Origin of the sequence: Bacillus sp. FSL L8-0199, assembly GCF_038005705.1 — a bacterium.
Lineage (GTDB): Bacteria > Bacillota > Bacilli > Bacillales > Bacillaceae_G > Bacillus_A > Bacillus_A cereus.
The window spans coordinates 2,566,882-2,586,409 of record NZ_JBBOTS010000001.1 but is presented as its reverse complement, the minus strand read 5'-3'; the positions used below and the strand labels follow the sequence as shown (position 1 = coordinate 2,586,409).

Genomic DNA, 19,528 nt, shown 5'->3' with positions numbered 1-19,528 from the left:
AGCAGTTTATATTCTAAATTAGGGGACATACATACGGAATGAGGGATTAGAAAATGAAAATTGCAATAGTCTGTTTTGATAACTTTACTGATATAGATGTTTTTCTACCATGGGATTTATTAAATCGTGTACGTTTAGTTGGCGGTATTTCTGATTGGGACGTTCAACTATTAGGAACGGGAAAAACTCATATATCCATGTCTGGCTTACGTATTCCCATGACAGGAAGCATATCTGATATTCCGTCTGCTGACGCTGTAATATTTGCAAGTGGTAAGGGTGTACAAAATTTATATAAAAATCAAGAGTATCTGAATAGCATTCATGTAGATCCTCAAAGACAATTAATAGGATCTATGTGTTCTGGTTCATTACTACTAGGAGCTAAAAAATTACTAACAGGTAAGAAAGCCACTACATATCCGTCCGTAGTAGAACAGCTTAAAGAATTTGATGTAGACGTTATTGAACAAAGTTTCGTAAACGAAGGAAATATCTCGACTGCTGCAGGCTGTTTTGCTGCTCAAGATCTCTCAGCCTGGATTATAAGAACCCTAATCAATGAAGAAATGGTCGATACTGTTCTAGAAACTGTTCAGCCAGTAGGCAAAGGTTTATATTTTTAATTTCAAATCAAGTTGAGGGATTGGTTGCTCCTCAAAACAATAAAATGAGCCTTTTTGTTTGATGGCGACGTGATATGCCTCCAATTTCAATTTAATTAAATAAAAAACCCGTGAATTATTCACGGGTTTTCCTCTTAATAACTAATTGCTATTGTACCTTCACCTGCATGAACCGCAAATGAAATTGGTAATGGATATAGTTTAAAGTCCATTTCAGGGAATGCTTTTCTAATATCTGAAATCCATTCCTCAGCTCCATCTTTATCGTTAGCATGGAACATATGAAGTACTTTTGGTAATTCTTTTTCGAGTTCATTTTTAATGTATTCTCGACATTTTTGGATTTTGCGAACTTTCTTTTCAAGTAAAAGCTCTCCACCTTTTACTTCTAATATTAAGTTGACACTTAATAAACTTCCAAGTAAAAATTGAACTCCCTTTACACGTCCACTTGCGTAAAGGCCTTTTAAACTTTTCGGGAATACGTGGAAAGGTCTTCTTTTTTCATCTACTAATGTTTTGTGTATATCTTGTAACGTCATACCATCATTGTATAACGATTTCGCTTTTCTAATTAGTTCATCCATTGGATAACTTGTTGTTTCACTATCCAATACCGTTAATGGGAAACCTGCCATGTCTGCAGCTAACTTCATGTTTTGATAAGTTCCACTTACTTTTCCGCTAATAGCAACTGCAAATCCCTCTTCATATTCTTCTTTGCATTTCGAAAATAACTCTACCATTTCCCCTATGTTAGGTTGTGATGTAGTGACAGTTTTACCTTCGTTTAACGCATTATAGACGCGCTCACGCACACCTTCTTCACAATCTTTGTACGACACACCATCAATAATAACTTCAATTGGAATAACAAAGTTATCTCCTTCTGTTTTAAAACTCGCAGTTGTACTATCAGTAATCCAAGCAACACGCTTCATGTTGTTCCTCCCTTAATTCAATTCCTCTTTTCTGACTTTTCTATATATTTATGTTACGAAAAGAGAATATCCCTGTAATGGTAACAGGACTTTATTGTTTTGGCTATAGTAGATGGATATTAAATGTGAATATTTTTTGTCATTTTCACGAAAAAAAGAAGAAAACCGAAGTATTTGCCCGATTTTCTTCTTTTTATACATTATTTAAAGGTTTCATTATCTAAAATTACAACATAATCATTTGTCAATCGACCAGCTTCTTTCGTATAACTAACAAGTCTTTGTACGTTATCACAGCAAAGTTTCGCTCCCCATACGAGTAACGGTACGCCGATGAAGTCGATGTGAAATCTTCTAGAAAACAGACCACCGAAAGTCATTGGTAAAGGCACTGTTGGTGATGTATTAGAAAAAATAATCTTTTCATGACTTTGATAATGTTTTTGCAAAATCTCTCCTAAATGTTTCATCGCAGGTACAACGACTTTTGATGCACCACATCCAATTGTATAAACCGGATTACCATTTTCGTCTATTCCATGAAAAATGATTTTGCCCATATCTTCTGTTTTCAATTTATTAAAGTAATCTACATTCAAAATTTCTTCTTTCGTTAACTTGCGATCCGTTGGTAATTTATTTAAATGATAAGCTGCAGCAAGTGAAGTTGAATGTGTTCCGCCAAAATCTGTATAAATGAATATCATATTATCATCCCTTGTTGTAAAAGTTCAATGTTATTTAGTATTACCGTTCACGGCGCTGTTAAACAATGGATGAATACTTTCATGTTTTTTGTATTAATTCATTATATTTTTTCCAAATATAATATCGTTTACTAATTACAGTACCTAATGTGATACATAAAAAGGTATTTGTTACAACCATTAATGTATAGTGAGTACTGCTAGAAAACATACTTTGTTTAATCAAAACCTTCGTACCTAGAATGGCAAGTAGAATAGTTGTACTTAACCAATTTCCTTTTCGTAATACATGACCTGTTTCACTATCTAATCGAAATGTTAAAACTTTTCCCCTAATCATTCCAAGACCCAATCCAATCCCCAGCATTACAACGAATAGTAATACTTTCAATATAGTTAATTGTCCCATATGAATAATAGACTGGATTGTCGCAAAGCACAGCAAAGTCGGAATGAACCAAATACGATTAATATTCACTTTATATTCTTTACCTTGCATTAATATCATTATAAAAACAACAAGTAGAATAACAAATAGAATATCCATTTAGAGTCCTCCTATTTACTTGTTTACATTTGAAAATTATATTCGCTTCTTTTCATTCCATACTTTAAATATACTAGCTAATAAAAATTATAAAATATAGAATGTGATTTCCCATCAGTTTTAAGCATTGTTTATGCAAAAAAGACGTACAAATAAATAGTACGTCTTTTTTGCATTTATTAATGCGTTCATAAACTCTTTTAACCTTATGAAAAAGAGTTTTCTAATTCTTTCATTATCTTTTCAGGACCCGCTCCTTTATTTGACGGAATAACTACTGTAATACCTAAGCCTGGATATACGGCTGAGCGAAAACTGACTCCTGGATCATATCCCATTACATGATATTTGAATATCTTGTTTTCTCTTGTTTCAATCCATATTCCATAGCCGTAAGACTGATTATTATTTACTTGCATATGAGGAGTTAAAAGCATGTTTGTATATTCTCGGCTTATGATTTCATAGTTAAATAACGCTTCCCAGAATTTCAGCATGTCTGGCGCAGTAATAAAAGCACCACCATCAGAACCACCTTTTATTGGTATAGAGTAGGCGTTTGTTCTCCAATTTTGGTTAATTTCGTCTTTTATATATCCTAAAGCTGTGTGTCTTGGTAAACTATCTAAAGAAAAATAGCCAGAATCATTCATACCAATTGGATTGAATATGTTTTTTTCTATATATTCCGTAAATTCAAATCCTGTCTGTTCTTCGATTATTAATCCCAGTATGATAAAACCTGCATTATTGTAGTGAAACTTACTTCCAGGTGCAAACATCATATTTCTGCTTTGGAATAATGGTAAGAAGTCTTTTAAATTTTTTAATAGATACATAGGAGTTTGTTCCCAAAGATCTTCGAAGTTATCCATAATACTTTCATCAAAATAATCTGGAATACCCGAACTATGCGTCAAAAGGTGATGTATTGTAATATCTTCATTGAAGTTTGGAAAGTTTATACGTAAACACTCTTTTAACTTTGTTTGAAAAGTAATTATCCCCTTCTCAACAAGTTGACAGATACCGATAGCAGTGAATATTTTACAACCGGAGGCAATTCCGAACCTTGTTTGTAGCGTATTATTTATACATTCATTGCGATTTGCGTAACCAAACGCCTCTTCATAGACTAAGCCTTTTTCTTCTTTTACTAAAATTATCCCAGAGAAATCTATATGCTGATGCATTTCTTTTACAATGCTGTCTATTTGATCTTTTGTTTTCATTACAAAAACCACCCTCGTTTATCAATATTGTTCACCCTTCTTATATTTCCATATATAGGAGGGTAAACCCTCCAATTGAATACCGTAAATCAAAACCAAGATTACTATTTTGAATTGATTGACTCAGAGGAATGCACTTTAGAATGTGAGGGCAATAAAGTAAATACACACAATATGATAGTTATAAGCAGCATTACCAATGAGCCTACAATAACCACAAGTTGTATAGAAATAAATTGAGTTGCAACTCCGAACAAAATCGTAATTAAAATGGTGATGCCAGCAATCACAAGCCCATATATACTCCCAATCCGTCCCATCATATGAACAGGGATATTATTTTGGTAAAATGTATAAAATCCTGTATTTGCATATGCCATTGAAAAAGATAAAATAAAGAATCCAATAGCAGCTATTAAAAATACATTTGAAAAAGCATAAATTAAATAACCAATTGCAATGAATAATGATCCTATTCCAATTAGAAGTGAAGGTGCTAATTTCTTTGACAAAATTGTATTTGTTATGGCACCTAAAATAAATCCTGCACCAGCTATACTAACTAGAAAACCATATTCACTATCTGTTAGTAGTAATACCTCTTTCGCAAACGATAGTTCAAGTGAATCAGTAGCGGTTGCTAATACGAACATACTTTGAAATAAGAAGTACACGCATACGACATACACATGTTTTCTACTAAAATTTATAACAGTGTTCCAATCTTTTTTTAATACTGTAAGAGATAATGTATTACTTGTTGTATCCGAAGCTTCTTTCTTATCAAGATTAGGTAAAAGTAATGTAATGAATCCTGATAACAGAAATGCTATAGCATTTATATATATAGCAATCTCTGGTGTACTCGCAATTAATAAAACCCCTGCTATCGCTGGACCAATTAAAAATGCACCAGATCCTATTAAACTACGTAATGAGTTGAAACGTTGTCTTTGTTCTACTGGAATTAATTTCGTCATATACGTCATAGCAGTTGGCTCATAAATTGCACTGGCCATACTTATAAAGAATACAAATACATAAACAATCCAAAGTGACGGAAGTAAAGGTAAAATAGCGATAAATAACGCACGATATATATCGAGGTGAATCATTAATTTCCGTTTATTTAAACGATCAATCATACTCCCAGACCAAGCGTTTGTAAATAAAGTGGCTAATGGTTTTACTACATATAAAGTAGCAACAGCTAAGGCTGATCCGCCCATATGATAGACAAGTACATTCAATGCTATTAAGTAAATCCATGCTCCTAAATTCGCAATACCAACACCGGACAGTAGTAATAAAGGATATTTCCAATCTTTAAGAAAGTTTTTCATTTTTGGCCCCCGCTTTCCAAATTGTTTTAAAACAATAAAAAAATCCCACCCCCAAGACTTTTAATCTTAGGGACGAGATTTATCATCGCGGTGCCACCCTAGTTTGTTAATATGTCACCATATTAACCTTATCAGGTACTGCATTCTAACTCATGCTTATACCATAGCTCTATAACGGGAGCTCCCGTCACACCATCCCCTAATAATAGGTTCCGATGCGCTGCTCAGAGGCTTGGTTCAATAAAGAATTTTTACTCCTTTTCAGCTAAATGGAGCTCTCTGTGAAAAATTCATTTTATTTACTCTTCTCTTCACTGCATTTGATTTTTCCCATATTATCACAATTATTTTTAACTGTAAATAAAAAATAATCAGATATTTATATTTCCGTCATTTTTGCTTTACGACCAATTCGACATACGAAACGCATTAGCTTTTTATGAAGATAAGGAAATAAAGTAAAGAATACGTCCATCGTTTTTTTTAATGGCATTGGACAAATTACTAATTTATTTTTATGAATAGCTTTCAGTGCAATTTCAGCAAACTTGTCAGCTGAAATTGGCTTATTTGTTTTTAGTTGTTTTATAATGTGATTCTTATTCATATTAATTGCAATTGATTTTTTAAATATGGGTGTATCTACAAAAGTTGGACAAAGCACACTTACATTTACACCGTATTCTTCCGCCTCATAATGTAATGAAGTTGTTAAACCTACGATAGCATGTTTGGTTGTTGCATACGCGGTACAAAGGGGAGCTGGTCCTAAACCAGTTGCAGAAGCAGTATTAATGATATGACCAAATCCTTGTTTTTTCATGAATTGGTAAGCCAATTGTGTTCCGTAAATTACTCCTAATAAATTTATTTCAATAATATGTTTCCAATCATCCAAAGACATATCGTATACTTCTCCATACATAGCAACTCCTGCATTATTAAACATATAATCAATTCTACCAAACTCATTAACTATTTTTATAATAAGTTCTTCTACGGATCCAGCGTTAGTAACATCTAAATATTCGAACCTAGCTAGTTGATTATTATTTTTTATATTATTCACAAGGTTTTGGCCACAGGCTTCATTAATATCAGCGATAATTACAAATATATCTTTATTTGCTAATTGAATGGCTAAAGCTTTACCAATACCAGAAGCGCCGCCAGTTATAATTGCGACTCTTTGCTCATCCATATAAATAACCTCCTGTTGTTTATACATATAATGAAAACGGACGAGTGTAAGGATTTGAACAATCGTTCTAATTCGCGTGTCACGCTACATATATTTGTTTGAAATAGAGAGTAAAAAAATTTTAATAGCTTCTTCAAATAAAACTTCTAATTTCTCCATTTCAATTGAATGAATGAATTGACATAATCCACCTAGCCATGAACCTAATAAAAGGCATGAACCCTCAACATTTTTCATATAAAACTCACCACTTTTTATACCTTCATCTAAAATTTGTTGATATGCCTTTAAAGGGACAACAGCTAAACCATAAAGTTGTTGAACTGTAGAAGGATTCGTGCTCGGATCAGAGGCAAGTTCTTGCCCCGCTCTTAATAACGGCGTTTTGTAATTATAAAGTACAAATTTAGCCATTCCATATAATTTTTCAGTTGCGTTTGTATACTGTTTTTCTGCCATTTTCCATTTATCATGCCAGTTTTTCATACTGTCTTTAGCTAAATAAACAAATAATTCTTCTTTATTTTTATAATGATAATATATATGTCCTTTACTATAACCAGAGGCTTTAGCAATGTTATCAATGGAGGTTTTTGTATACCCTTTTAAGGAAAATAACTCTATCGCTTTTTCTCCTATTATTTCTTTGGCTAAATCACTATCATATCGTCTTTTATTCAATGTAGACTCCTTCCATCGTTTAATACAAAAATTGAACAATCGTTCTAATTTCAATATATGTAAGTTTTTTTGTTTTAGTAACTGTTAAGTATTTTATTTATTATTTTTTCTAAAAAATACGGTGCGTGAAATTACTCATAAATTTTTAAAAAAGAACCTATTGGATATAGGTTCTTCAACAAGTTTGAATTAATTCGTATTCGCCTCTGTTAACGGTTGTAACGGCGGTTCTAATTCTAGTTCTAGTGTATCTCCTTCTTGTAAATTTTGTCCTTTTTCAATACTTTGGCTCGTTACATAACCTGTACCAGAAGTTTTCAAATCTAATTTCAAAAGCTTAGAGAAATACATAACATCACGCATGGACCAACCTTTTACATTTGGCATTTGTGCGTTATTCCCTAATAAAAATATACGATCCCCTTCACTCATGACCTCGCCAGACTGTGGATATTGTTTTATTATTTTTCCTTCTCCTAAAATTATTGGCTGTAGCTTCTCTTTTTCTACACTTTTCTCTGCTGTACCCATCGATTGATTTACATAATTTTGTACTTTTAATTGAGATTGCTTCGTTGCATCAGCTATTTGTTTTTCTGTATACGGTTTCACCTTTAAATATTCAAGGCTGTTTTTTATAACAGGTTTAAATATTTCAGCAAGAGGCTGAGCTCCATACTCATCTCCTTTTAACTTTGGCTGCTTAATAGCTAAGTATACGATTAACTCCGGATCATCAATTGGAGCCATTCCTAAAAAGGAGAAAATGTAATTCTCTTTCCCTTCCATATATCGGCCGTTTTCAGGATTCGGTATTTGTGCTGTTCCTGTCTTACCTCCAATTGGATAACCATCCACTTTATACATTGTACCAGTTCCTTTTGAAGATGTTATAACACGCTCCATTAAGCTTCTAACCTTGTCCGCTGTTTCTTTTTTTATCGGATTCCCAATTTCTTTCGGTTGATTTTCCATAATAACTTCTTTATTTGTTGGATTTACAACTTTATCAACGATATATGGTTGCATCATTTTCCCGTCATTTGCTATAGCAGTAGCCGCTTGGATTAATTGAATCGGAGTTACTGTAGAACCTTGACCGAAAGAAGTTGTAACCTGTTGAATTTGCGTATTTAATAATAAAGTATTTTTACTTTCTCCAGGTAAATCTATTCCTGTTTTTTGATTGAATCCAAATTTATTCATATATTGCTTAAATTTATTTGGTTTCAGTAACTGATCTTCTAAAATAGAAAAAGCTACGTTTGATGATCTTTCAAAACCTTCATCAAATGTAATTGATCCCCATCCAAATCCACCATTATGATCTTTTATATCAGAGGAACCAACGGAATATTTTCCAGACTGAAAATATTCTTTTCCGTTATATACACCTTCATTAATGGCAGCTGCTAACGTAAAAACTTTCATAGTTGAACCTGGTTCATATGCATTTGCAATCGGATCATTTAAAAAGTATTCGATATCACCTACATTAGGATTGTAACTAGGCTTACTAGACATCGCTAAAACCTTTCCTGTTTTTGGATCAGCAATAATGCCAATTAACATAGAAGGATCATAATGCTCTTGTGCTTTGTTCATCGCTTCTTCTAAAAAGCTATTAATTTGTTTATCAAGCGTTAAATACACGTTATTCCCATTTTTAGCAGGTTCTACTTTACCTATATCATTTGTAAGCGGAATCCCCCTTCGTGTACCCACATATTCTATATTCCCGTTTGTCGAGCGCAAATATTTATCCAAACTCTTTTCAAGCCCAAACTTCCCTTCCGTATTCCCTTTATCATCTGGTCTAGCAAAACCCAGTATATAGGATGCAAAGTCTTCATTCGGATACACTCTTGCTTTTTCCGACATAAAAGATACACCTGGTATTTTTAAATCATTAATTTTTTCCTTCTTTTCCCTAGATAAGTTCCGACCAATTTTCCCAATTTCAACTTGCGTACGCCCTTCATGAAAGTTTTTTAATACTTCTTCTTTATCAATTTCAAGCGCATCGGCTAATTGTTGTGCGGTTTCATCTTTATTTTTCACTTTATCTTTTCCTTTTAAATTCACAACAACTCGATACGTTGTAGAATCTTGTACTAACACCTTTCCCGTTTGGTCATAGATAGTGCCACGATTCGCTTCTAAAACACCTTTTTTATTATGTTGTTCATCCGCGAGGTCCTTTACATTTACATTATGCACGACTCCTACTGCCTGAATATAGACTATACGCAAAATCATAATAAGAAACAAAACAATAAAAGCAATCATCATATATCGAGCGCCTTTATTCGTTTGAAGTTTTTGCATACTTATCTCCTCTCTTTTGGAATGGATTCGTACGAAGATGCGTTTTATAATTTGTAGTTTTTGTTTACGATACTATATGTTTCGAAGTTTTCTTTTTAATTCCTTTAAAACAATACGAAACTAACTGTTGTTATTTTGTGTCATTATTATATATATATTAAATACGGTGCGTGAAATTTCAGAATATTAATCAGTACAACTTGATTACAGAGCACTCTACACTCTTTTCGTATTTCCTATAAAAAAGTTCCCCTCTGGATGTCCAAAGGGGAACTTTTTATAAGAAAATTACGTGATATGATTATATTTCGCTAAGAAAGGAATTCGTCTCGCTACTAATGCATACATTTTGAATACAAGTTTCGCTATTGGTTCAAACATACGTGTACTTTGCATTACTAAAGCGCTCGTAATAAGCGTTAAGAATGCTGCACCAAGTATATCTAAAGGATAATGAACACCTACGTACATACGTGATATACCGACTAGCACTGCCCATAATAGCGCGATATATTTCAGTTTTTCTCCTCTAAGAATAAATACGAAGGCGATTGAAAATACAAGTACAGAATGATCGCTAACGAATGATGAATCTGCTGCGTGTGGCACTAATTGGTGTACATCATGTGATACGAACGGACGCGGATGGTAATATACTGCGTGTATAAGAACATTTACTACTAATGCAATAATAACCGAAAGCGTCGTATATAAAACTGTATATTGTTTTCTAATTGCATTCTCTTTCTTTCCATTATTAAACCATAAGATAAGCATAAATAGAACGGCTACGTATGCAGCGCTATTTGTAATAGCAACCATTATCGTATCAAATAGTTTGGATGAATCAGCAAAATTATTAAACCACCGAAATACTGTGTAATTCATAATACTCTCTCCCTACTTACAAGTGTTCTTGATTTACACAGTATACAATACCATTATGAAAATGGGCTTAAACTTTTCTCATCTAATTCTCATTTTACTATTGCTCATGTGACAATTATAAAACAAATTTTATACGCTATTTATGTATAAAGTTCGTAAACCTTTATAATAAGGCGATTCGTATTTTTTTCATGTTTGGAATACATAACATGTTCATTTAAATATACTAATTGTAAAATCATATTTTTTAATTCATTTGAAGTACAATATTTCCGAATTGTTCTCCACGTTCCATACGGCTTAGTGCTCGAATTGCTTCTTCTAACGAGTAAACTTTATCAATAATTGGTTTAATTTGATGTTTTTCTATAAACTTTATCATCTCATTAAATTCCTCACGGCTACCCATGGATGTTCCCATAATATCAATTTGATTGTAAAATAGCGCGCGTAATGGTAATTCAATTTTATCTCCTGAGCTTGCACCAAAATTCACGATTCTTCCGTTTGGTTTTAATACATCAAAATATTTCAAAAAAGTTGCTGGACCTATACTATCTATTATTAAATCTACTTTTTCACCTTGTAAGCTCTCTCCCCAATTTCCGGCACTATGAAAAGAAATATCTGCACCATATTTCGCAGCAAGTTCCCTTTTATTCTCTACCCTTGAAGTAACACTCACTTTTGCGCCAATTGCTTTCGCGAATAACATGGCAAATGTAGCAACACCACCGCCTATTCCCGGAATTAAAACGTGTTCGCCGCGCTTCAATCTACCTTTAGTAAAAAGCGCTCTGTATGCAGTTAATGCGGATAAAGATAAAACACCTGATTCTTCCCAAGTAAGATATGACGGCTTTTCTACAACATTTTCAACTGGTACAATTACATATTCAGCAAACGTTCCATCTTTCGGCCCACCTAGCACTTCCGGTAACTCCGGTACTTCAGTAGCATGTTCCCATCCAATACTAGGATTAATAATAACTTCTGTATGTAGTGTAATATTTGAAACTCCTTCTCCTATTTCTGTAACAATTCCTGATCCATCTGACCCTATTACTAATGGTAGATCCATTTCTTTTCTATTATTTATAATAAATAAATCCCTATGATTTAACCCGGCAGCTTTTAACTTTACTTTTACTTCACCTGCACTAGGACTTATCTTAGGTGAAAATTTATATCCTACTCCCTCTAATCCTTTTTTATATTGATGTACAATAGCTTTCATTGCTTAATTCCCCCTTAATATTTCCAATGTACTAGAAATATCAAAATAAATAAAATAGTTTGCCTCCAATAATTAGAAATTATATATTTAGTCATGAAAAAACAAAAAATCCCCTCCCTATAAAAAGTGTAGGAAGAGGTTTCAAAACTAGTTAGATAAGAATCTATAAATTCATTGAGTTCTAGCCAATTCTAATATTTTTCGAATAAACGGCGCTTTTGCCTTTGTATATGAAACACGATCAAAAGCATATGTAATAGCAAGTATCTCTTTTAATTCTCTATATTCTTTACGTGCCCATTCATGGCTTATTAGAAAGTCACGAAATAAAATATTGTTCCTCCATTCGTCACTATTATAAATATAAACATGCAAATGATGAGTACCCGCTCTCCACTTTCCTTTTCTAAAAAAACGCCAATTGGTTGCATCTTTTGGAACATACTCATATCCAATTTCCGATAGAACTTCAATCCACTTTTCAGTTATTTGCAGTTCTGTTACGCCAATCATCATATCAATAAGAGGTTTAGCTCCTAATCCTTCTACTGCTGTGCTTCCTATATGTTCAACAGCAATTATTTCTTGTCCTAACAAGGAACAGAATTTCTCTTTTTCTTTTATATACTCTTCAACCCAGTCTTTTTGATACGGTTTAATAACAATTTGTTGATCCATTGTATTCACCTCTTTATAAGTATTTATCATTATATTTATAAAATTTCATATTGTTAGCATAGGATTTCCATAAAATATGTCGAATAGTGGAATGTACAACTTAATTATATTAAATGTGAGGTAAGCTATGAAAGATAATTCCGTCGAAATTCAGTTAAATAGTGTAACATTCCAATTAAAAGAATATCATAATTTTGATTGGCTTATTAAATTAGGGACCGTATTTGCAGTTTTTGACCAGCAAGACTCAGGTAATATAAGTTTTGGTGTAGAAAAAGATGGTCACAAGAAATTTATCAAATACGCAGGAGCACAAACAATTGCATATGAAGGAACAACGGGTGATGCTATTAAAAGGCTAAAAAATTCAGTTACTATCTATGAAGATTTAAAGCATGAATCGCTCATAAGACTAATTGATCATTTTCCAGTTCAATCTGGATATGTATTAATTTTCGATTGGTTTGATGGTGAATGTCTTCATTCGCATTGGAGTTTCCCACCTCCTGAAAAATATAAAAATCCAAACTCACCATTTTATAAATTTAGGCATTTATCTGCTATAGAACGAATTCATTCCTTACATTCCATTTTTTCTTTCCATACTTATGTAGAAAAGAAAAACTATGTAGCAATAGATTTTTATGACGGTAGTATTTTATATAATTTTAATACAAAAGAAACAAAAATTTGTGATATAGATTTATACAGTAAGAAACCTTACATAAATAAAATGGGCCGGCTATGGGGTTCCTCCCGTTTTATGTCACCAGAGGAATTTGAACTAAACGCAACAATTGATGAAAGAACAAATGTATTTAATATGGGAGCAATGGCTTTCTCACTTTTAGGCGGTGAAAAAGATCGTTCTTTTATAAAATGGAAAGCAAGTAAGGAATTATATGAGGTAGCGTATCGTGCTGTAAATAAAAATCGTGCAGAACGTTATGCATCAGTTACAGCATTTTACGAAGCGTGGTTAAAAGCATCTAATGCAGAAAAGATATAACCCTAAATTATTAAAAGAAATATAGAGTTTATACTATTATCATGTAAATTAAAAATGGTTTTATGAGCGTTTCGTACTAGTGTGTTCTAATTTATTATGGCTATTATTGAGGAAGACATATCAGCGATAATTTATGTATATTTTGTATAAGTGTTAGCAAGTTCGTTTGCAAACTTGTTAGCACTTTTTGTTTAAATAATTCACATATTCTTTCTTTACATACTGATTATATTTCCAATTGTGTACTAATGTGTGAGTTTAACTCCCCATATTTTAAACAAAATGGATGGTACAGGGTGATGACAATATAAGTATTTCTTTTTCCTACTATTGCAATTTTTGAAAAGGCCTTTTCTCTCATATCAGGCTCTTTTATTTATTAAAAAAAGATTATTTTATATAGATTACTATAAGCATCCATAAAGCCAAAGCACCAATGATAGCGAGTACTATACGTGTTGATAGTATCCTTACTTCAAAGTCTGTTTTCTTAGAGGGTTCAGGATATGCAATTATGTAAATTCCCTTTAATAATGCAAGCCATGCAATAACCGTTAGGAATCCCTTCCAGTTGAATACCCATACATTATGTAGAATTACAGTACCTAATCCTAGGAAAATCGATAGAAAACCATACATAATACCAAACCCTCTGTCTTCAACCACTAATTTTTTTAACTCACGTAGCACCGATGGACGGACGAAAAGTATTCCCGATACGATAACCGTCATCCACCCCCAGAACAGCCCTAAAAAAGTACTAGTTTCCATTATTATTTCACTCCCCTCAATTATATTTATATTTCAGATATTCCTTCCTTTAGAACAATTCCAGCACTTTTATGTGTAGGTTAAAGTCTGCTCTTTTTTAATACAAACATTCCGTATTCAATGCCCATACTTAATCACACCATTTCTCTACAAAATGAAATTTTTATTAATCTTCCTCACCTCCGTAACAGTTATATAATTCCTAGCATTCTTCCGACTTACTATTCTACTTTGATACACTGGTCTTGTATAAAAACGAACTGTTGCAGGAAGTACGATCATATACTCAGCGTACTCCTGTATAGTTCCAATCCATAGAGATGATTCACTTTTATAAACGACGTACTCCTTTACGTTCAATGTTCATTCTTCCTTTTGATTAAAATAGCACTTTTATTAAAAGTTTCTATCTTTACATCATTCCCTATCCGCTTCTACTGTGCCAAAGCTTGTACTATTTGCATACGCTATTAATAAGGAAGAAGATAGGAGGTTTAAATAGAATGTCTTGCATTATCACAGGATTAACTCAGCCACTTTGTTTAACTCTTATTTATAATATTTCTAACGGTAAACTTGTATTCTCCTCCGTTGAGTACGGATCACGTTCACTATCAACAGAATTTGATTATGATAGTAAGAATCTAGTTATTAGAGTGCCATTTACTGGTGAAGGTACACTTGTATTTAACAATAATTTCGAAGCAAGTTGTGTCACAACGAATATAACTCAACCTTAATCAAATCTATTTATTCTTAGGGAAAAGTAGAATTATACTTCTATTCCCCCCTTCTCCCTCCTTTAATAATGTAAAACTCGCATTGATAATTCAAATAACGTTTTTGTTTCAAAATTGCACCATCATAAAAAACATACATACAATATGATGTGAACTTTTTTTCAATATACATTTTAGTCATAGGGCGCTTTTTTATTACATTTATGAAACATTCATATGTTATCTTCAGTACGTTCTTTTCTCTTTATAATGCCGTGTGAGATATGCTCAGATTTGAAGCCCTAGACCCCCTAAATCTAGGACTTCTCTATTCAAATAACGTTTTTATTTAAATTTAATCCCCCCCTTTATCCAAATAGATTCAAAATTATCTATTTAACATATATAATACTTTTAAACAATTTAAATTCTATACATAAGTAATGGAGGCTTTAAAATGGGGAGTGTCCCAAATTTAACACCACAACAATCAATCTCAAAAAAACAAATTAACCCTAATAAGAATCAACAAACGAATAAAAAACTAAGACGTCGTCTGTTATTAGCACTTGCTTTTATGCTACCTATGGTTATTTCCATTCAAATCTGCATTTACAAACAAGAAGATATGATTCAAGAAAAACAAATTACACTTAATAAAGAAAAGAAAAAATTGTCTGAATTAGAACTGATAGGACGTTATTTTGAAAACGATGTTAAAACTTTAACAGAGAGCGAAGAAGGTATTTTAAAGTTCGCAAGGAAACTATATGGATTCTCTAGAGCTAATGAAACTATATTTCAAATAGCTGAATAACTTTTCAATACATAAGCAATTGTCATGAGTCAAGGAGTGAATTAATGATCATCGCTTTTTATCAAAATTCTATCAAATAACTATTTTATTAAAACATTTCACCTTTTAACTGGACAAGCATATATTATTGTATGGAGTCATCCACTCATAGAAATCTACCTTTCTTATCCAAGAGCACATATATTGTGCTCTTTTTTATGCCCAAATAACTATTTTATTATGTTTCCTAACTTACAGTAATGTCCTTAAAAAAACATTCATATATATTTATCAGATGCATTTTAAAATCCCAGAGTATCAAATACTTTTAAGAGTTGACTGACCAACAATATTCGACTTATCTTTAAAAACTTATTAAAAATAACTTAGATACAAAAAAGCTACGTTTTATATAGGATAAAAAATTATCTTACGCAAAGGAGCTTGATTATTTGTGAATTACCAAAATGATAATAACTCTAACATTCACAAACCTTGCACTTGTCCATCCCCCACGGCTAACAGTTTAAATGTTGTTCAAACTACCCCATCAATAGTTTCTGTAAATTCTGCGATTCCACTAGATACCGTGGTAAATTCTAATGGTACGGCAATCTCATTCACACCACCAACAACTGTTTTACTTGAAGGTGGAAGAACCTATTTGGCAATCTATGAAGTGCAAGTTATCATTCAACCAGGAGGTAATTCGGCAGGTATCACTATGTATTTGAATAATAATCCAATCATTGGCTCTGGTACTTCTCTGGGATATACTGCAGGATTCACTTCTGTATCAGCACCCGCTATTTTCACTACACCTTTAGGTATAACAAGTACTCTTACTGTTAATGTAGGACCATATTCTAATACATTAAATACATTGGGCTTAACTCTTGCTGTTATAGCATTAACATAGTAAAATCTAATACTTTCTAAAATAAAATTCTTTGTTCTTCGACCGCCATTTTGGGTTAGCCGCTAAGAAACCGCTATAACTACATATAAAAAAATATTATTTGGATCGATAGTACTGGGTGACTCGGCTGACAGAATTGCTGAGTCACCTTTTTTTCTAAAATAACGCTTTTGTTGATTTTATAAAGTGAAACTTTAATAATTGGTGGGGTGTTTATCCCCACTTTTTATTAGTTGAACCAATGGAGCTTTTATTGGCAGTTGATCCCTCACTTAACTTCTTTGCTTCCGCTGAATTTTGAGGTGGGGATCTTACTACCCGTTAATGCGGGATAAATTTAATAGCTTGTATATTTTACTTTGTAACTTTCATTTCTCCTCCTATGATTACAATCTTTATTAGTAATTAAGCATTGATTATACGTCCCCTAAGAACATCTCCATTTTGTTTACATATACTTTGAAGAAAAAAACATTAAACATATACCCACAAACATTTTAAACATAGTTGCTAAAATAATTTATCTAGACTTACCTAACATTTATTTTTTAAAAAGGAGGTTACTTATGAGATATAATCAAAAATCAAACTCACCAAATCCTTGTGATAAATTCCAGCAGCCCTGCTTTATTTCTATATCCCCTTGTAATCAAAGTAATTGCTGTACACCTGTTTTTCTCTCAAGTTCTCAACAACAAGAATTATTACAAATAATAAGCCAATTAAATCAAGCTATTCTTTCTTTTTTCACAACACCAAATTCAACAACTATAGAAATACTCCAATCTGCATTACAGGCATTAAATAATTTATTAATAGCAGTACAACCAAGTACACCAAATAGAAATTTAGTCATAAGAACTATAAATCAATTAATCAATTCCTTACCTACTGCATCTCTCACTCAAATCTCAGCGTTACTCCAATTTCTATTCCAAAGCTTGTCTTCACTTATCAGTTGTTCAAATATATCAGACCCCTTATTACAGCAAACATTCAACCTAATTTTACAAGGAATCTTGAATAGTTCGTTATTGAGTAACATCGGAACGCCAGGGCCGACTGGAGCAACAGGACCTAGAGGAATTCCTGGACCTAGAGGAGCTCAGGGGTCTCAAGGTGTGCAAGGCATTCAGGGACTTGAAGGACCGGAAGGGCCGGAAGGCCCTCAAGGTGTGCAAGGCATTCAAGGGCCTGAAGGACCTCAAGGACCGGAAGGACCTCAAGGTGTAGAAGGGATTCAGGGACCGGAAGGGCCGGAAGGGCCTCAGGGACCTCAAGGTGTGCAAGGCATTCAAGGACCGCCAGGGCCACCTGGGCCGACTGGTTCGGGAACCGGAATGGGAGTTCCTGGACCACCTGGACCGACTGGACCTCAGGGTATACAAGGGATTCAAGGACCGGAAGGACCGGAAGGGCCAACTGGACCTCAGGGTGTGCAAGGCATTCAAGGGCCTGAAGGATTAGAAGGACCGACTGGACCTCAAGGTGTGCAAGGCATTCAAGGGCCTGAAGGATTAGAAGGGCCGACTGGACCTCAAGGTGTGCAAGGTATTCAGGGGCCGGAAGGACCACCTGGGCCGACTGGAGACTGTGAGTGTCCACCTGGACCAACTGGGCCAACCGGACCACCTGGACCTGGATGTAATTTCCTTGTATATGTTACTAACGCAGGAGCAATCGATGACCCTGCAGATGATACAGTATCAGTGATTAACACCGCAACAAATACAGTAGTCGCTACAATTACTGTAGATAATGCACCTCTTGAAGTAACAGTTTCACCCAATGGGGCTCGTGCTTATGTTACTAATATTTTTTCCGATACCGTTTCCGTTATTGATACTGCTACTAATACAGTTATTGCTACCATTCCCGTTGGAGCTGATCCAATTGGCGTAGCTGTTTCTCCAAATAACACAACTGTTTATGTTGGAAACCACGCAAGTAATAACGTTTCAGTTATTACTGCTGCTACTAATACAGTTATCACTACCATCCCTGTTGGTATCGCTCCGCAAGGAATAACTGTTTCTCCAAACGGAGCCTTTGCATATGTTGCAAACGAATTAAGTAACACAATTTCTGTTATTAATACTGCTACTAACACAGTTACCGCTACCATTCCTGTTGGCATTCGCCCTAGAATAATCGTTTTCACACTAGATGGCACTCGTGCGTATGTCACGAATCAGAACAGCAATACTGTTTCTGTTATTAACACCGCTACCAATTCCGTAATTAATACAATTAACGTAGGTACCGAACCTGTTGGTATAGATATTACACCAGGTGGAAATCTTATTTACGTTGTAAATAAAGTTAGCAATAATGTTTCGGTAATAAATGTGGCGACAAATACTGTGATTGATACAATTCCTGTTGCTTTATCCCCTGATCAGGTAACTATCATACCTGATGGCACTCGTGCCTATGTTACAAATCAAGGTAGTAATACTGTTTCTGTTATTGATATTGCCACGAATACTGTTATCACTAATGTCCCAGTAGGTTTCGCTCCAACAGGAATAGCAACTGGAACTATTTGTGAATAAAATGAAAAACAAACATAGTTTTTATTAAGATCGATAGTATGTGATATTCTTTCTTTCATTACCTTCAAACAATCAGAATGAACCTCTATATTCTCTTCTTTTTTATCTTAAAGAACCTGCTAAGCAGTTAGCTGTTGTCAGTCGCTTTTTTTCTATAAAATTCGAATTTTATAGAAATTAATCAACTTACATTTTTAGGGTTTCATGATGATTATTACCTATAAAATCATTACCCTTACAAAAAGAGTTATGAACCTTTCCACTCATGGCTCTTTTTTATTACGAATTTGACTAGCTTCACGACTAAATCTCTCTGAGTATCTTATTGCTAATTTAGTAATATTCATTCG

General features: G+C 33.5%; 19 protein-coding genes and 1 other annotated feature. Of the genes, 6 read left to right on the top strand and 13 right to left on the bottom strand.

What is annotated here, in order from left to right; all coding sequences use genetic code 11:
- Positions 1–53 precede the first annotated feature (53 nt).
- Complete coding sequence (locus tag NST86_RS13400; RefSeq protein WP_000684442.1) at positions 54–626, top strand: DJ-1/PfpI family protein; 573 nt, start codon at positions 54–56, stop codon at positions 624–626.
- Positions 627–760: 134 nt separating this feature from the next.
- On the opposite strand, the gene NST86_RS13395 is transcribed toward NST86_RS13400, so the two are convergent.
- The 11 genes from NST86_RS13395 to NST86_RS13345 form a co-directional block, all read right to left on the bottom strand.
- Entirely contained in the window at positions 761–1,567 is an 807-nt protein-coding gene (locus tag NST86_RS13395) for a DegV family protein (RefSeq protein WP_016118012.1), read from the bottom strand.
- Positions 1,568–1,767: 200 nt separating this feature from the next.
- Positions 1,768–2,274 carry a DUF3189 family protein gene (locus NST86_RS13390; protein ID WP_000576339.1) on the bottom strand — a complete coding sequence of 169 codons (507 nt, stop codon included), beginning with the start codon at positions 2,272–2,274 and terminating at the stop codon, positions 1,768–1,770.
- A 79-nt stretch (positions 2,275–2,353) separates the two neighbouring features.
- Positions 2,354–2,821, bottom strand: coding sequence for a DUF1453 family protein (locus tag NST86_RS13385; RefSeq protein WP_000353195.1), 468 nt, complete (start codon positions 2,819–2,821; stop codon positions 2,354–2,356).
- 206 nt (positions 2,822–3,027) lie between these two features.
- Entirely contained in the window at positions 3,028–4,053 is a 1,026-nt protein-coding gene (locus tag NST86_RS13380) for a serine hydrolase domain-containing protein (protein WP_000849938.1), read from the bottom strand.
- A gap of 104 nt (positions 4,054–4,157) precedes the next feature.
- Complete coding sequence (locus NST86_RS13375) at positions 4,158–5,396, bottom strand: MFS transporter (RefSeq protein WP_086423229.1); 1,239 nt, start codon at positions 5,394–5,396, stop codon at positions 4,158–4,160.
- Between the two features lie 65 nt (positions 5,397–5,461).
- Positions 5,462–5,720 (bottom strand) — a binding site (T-box leader).
- 55 nt (positions 5,721–5,775) lie between these two features.
- Positions 5,776–6,597, bottom strand: a complete 822-nt coding sequence (locus tag NST86_RS13370) for an SDR family NAD(P)-dependent oxidoreductase (protein ID WP_016118007.1) — start codon at positions 6,595–6,597, stop codon at positions 5,776–5,778.
- 84 nt (positions 6,598–6,681) lie between these two features.
- A complete protein-coding gene (locus NST86_RS13365) occupies positions 6,682–7,278 on the bottom strand; it encodes a TetR family transcriptional regulator C-terminal domain-containing protein (protein ID WP_001042683.1) in 597 nt (198 codons plus the stop codon).
- A 189-nt stretch (positions 7,279–7,467) separates the two neighbouring features.
- A complete protein-coding gene (locus NST86_RS13360; protein WP_001170960.1) occupies positions 7,468–9,606 on the bottom strand; it encodes a penicillin-binding protein in 2,139 nt (712 codons plus the stop codon).
- A 288-nt stretch (positions 9,607–9,894) separates the two neighbouring features.
- Positions 9,895–10,494 (bottom strand): undecaprenyl-diphosphatase, encoded by a 600-nt coding sequence (locus tag NST86_RS13355; protein WP_016118006.1) that lies wholly within the window; start codon positions 10,492–10,494, stop codon positions 9,895–9,897.
- 247 nt (positions 10,495–10,741) lie between these two features.
- Positions 10,742–11,731: a zinc-binding dehydrogenase gene (locus NST86_RS13350; RefSeq protein WP_016118005.1), complete on the bottom strand. Its 990-nt coding sequence runs from the start codon at positions 11,729–11,731 to the stop codon at positions 10,742–10,744.
- Between the two features lie 171 nt (positions 11,732–11,902).
- A complete protein-coding gene (locus tag NST86_RS13345; protein WP_000372688.1) occupies positions 11,903–12,409 on the bottom strand; it encodes a GrpB family protein in 507 nt (168 codons plus the stop codon).
- A 127-nt stretch (positions 12,410–12,536) separates the two neighbouring features.
- Between NST86_RS13345 and NST86_RS13340 the strand changes: the two genes are divergently transcribed.
- Positions 12,537–13,418, top strand: coding sequence for a protein kinase domain-containing protein (locus tag NST86_RS13340; protein WP_000654549.1), 882 nt, complete (start codon positions 12,537–12,539; stop codon positions 13,416–13,418).
- 390 nt (positions 13,419–13,808) lie between these two features.
- On the opposite strand, the gene NST86_RS13335 is transcribed toward NST86_RS13340, so the two are convergent.
- Both NST86_RS13335 and NST86_RS13330 read right to left on the bottom strand, forming a co-directional pair.
- Entirely contained in the window at positions 13,809–14,189 is a 381-nt protein-coding gene (locus NST86_RS13335) for a hypothetical protein (RefSeq protein ID WP_061663258.1), read from the bottom strand.
- Positions 14,190–14,336: 147 nt separating this feature from the next.
- Positions 14,337–14,549, bottom strand: coding sequence for a hypothetical protein (locus NST86_RS13330; protein WP_001101128.1), 213 nt, complete (start codon positions 14,547–14,549; stop codon positions 14,337–14,339).
- Between the two features lie 143 nt (positions 14,550–14,692).
- Here NST86_RS13330 and NST86_RS13325 point away from each other — a divergent pair, with 143 nt between their 5' ends.
- From NST86_RS13325 to NST86_RS13310, 4 genes are all read left to right on the top strand, one after another.
- A complete protein-coding gene (locus NST86_RS13325; RefSeq protein WP_001277642.1) occupies positions 14,693–14,929 on the top strand; it encodes a hypothetical protein in 237 nt (78 codons plus the stop codon).
- A gap of 436 nt (positions 14,930–15,365) precedes the next feature.
- Positions 15,366–15,725, top strand: coding sequence for a cell division protein DivIVC (locus NST86_RS13320; RefSeq protein WP_000536031.1), 360 nt, complete (start codon positions 15,366–15,368; stop codon positions 15,723–15,725).
- Between the two features lie 433 nt (positions 15,726–16,158).
- The gene (locus NST86_RS13315) at positions 16,159–16,623 is read left to right on the top strand and encodes a hypothetical protein (RefSeq protein WP_016118003.1); all 465 of its coding nucleotides are present in this window, start codon (positions 16,159–16,161) and stop codon (positions 16,621–16,623) included.
- Between the two features lie 566 nt (positions 16,624–17,189).
- Entirely contained in the window at positions 17,190–19,178 is a 1,989-nt protein-coding gene (locus tag NST86_RS13310) for a YVTN family beta-propeller repeat protein (RefSeq protein WP_227593167.1), read from the top strand.
- Positions 19,179–19,528: the final 350 nt, after the last annotated feature.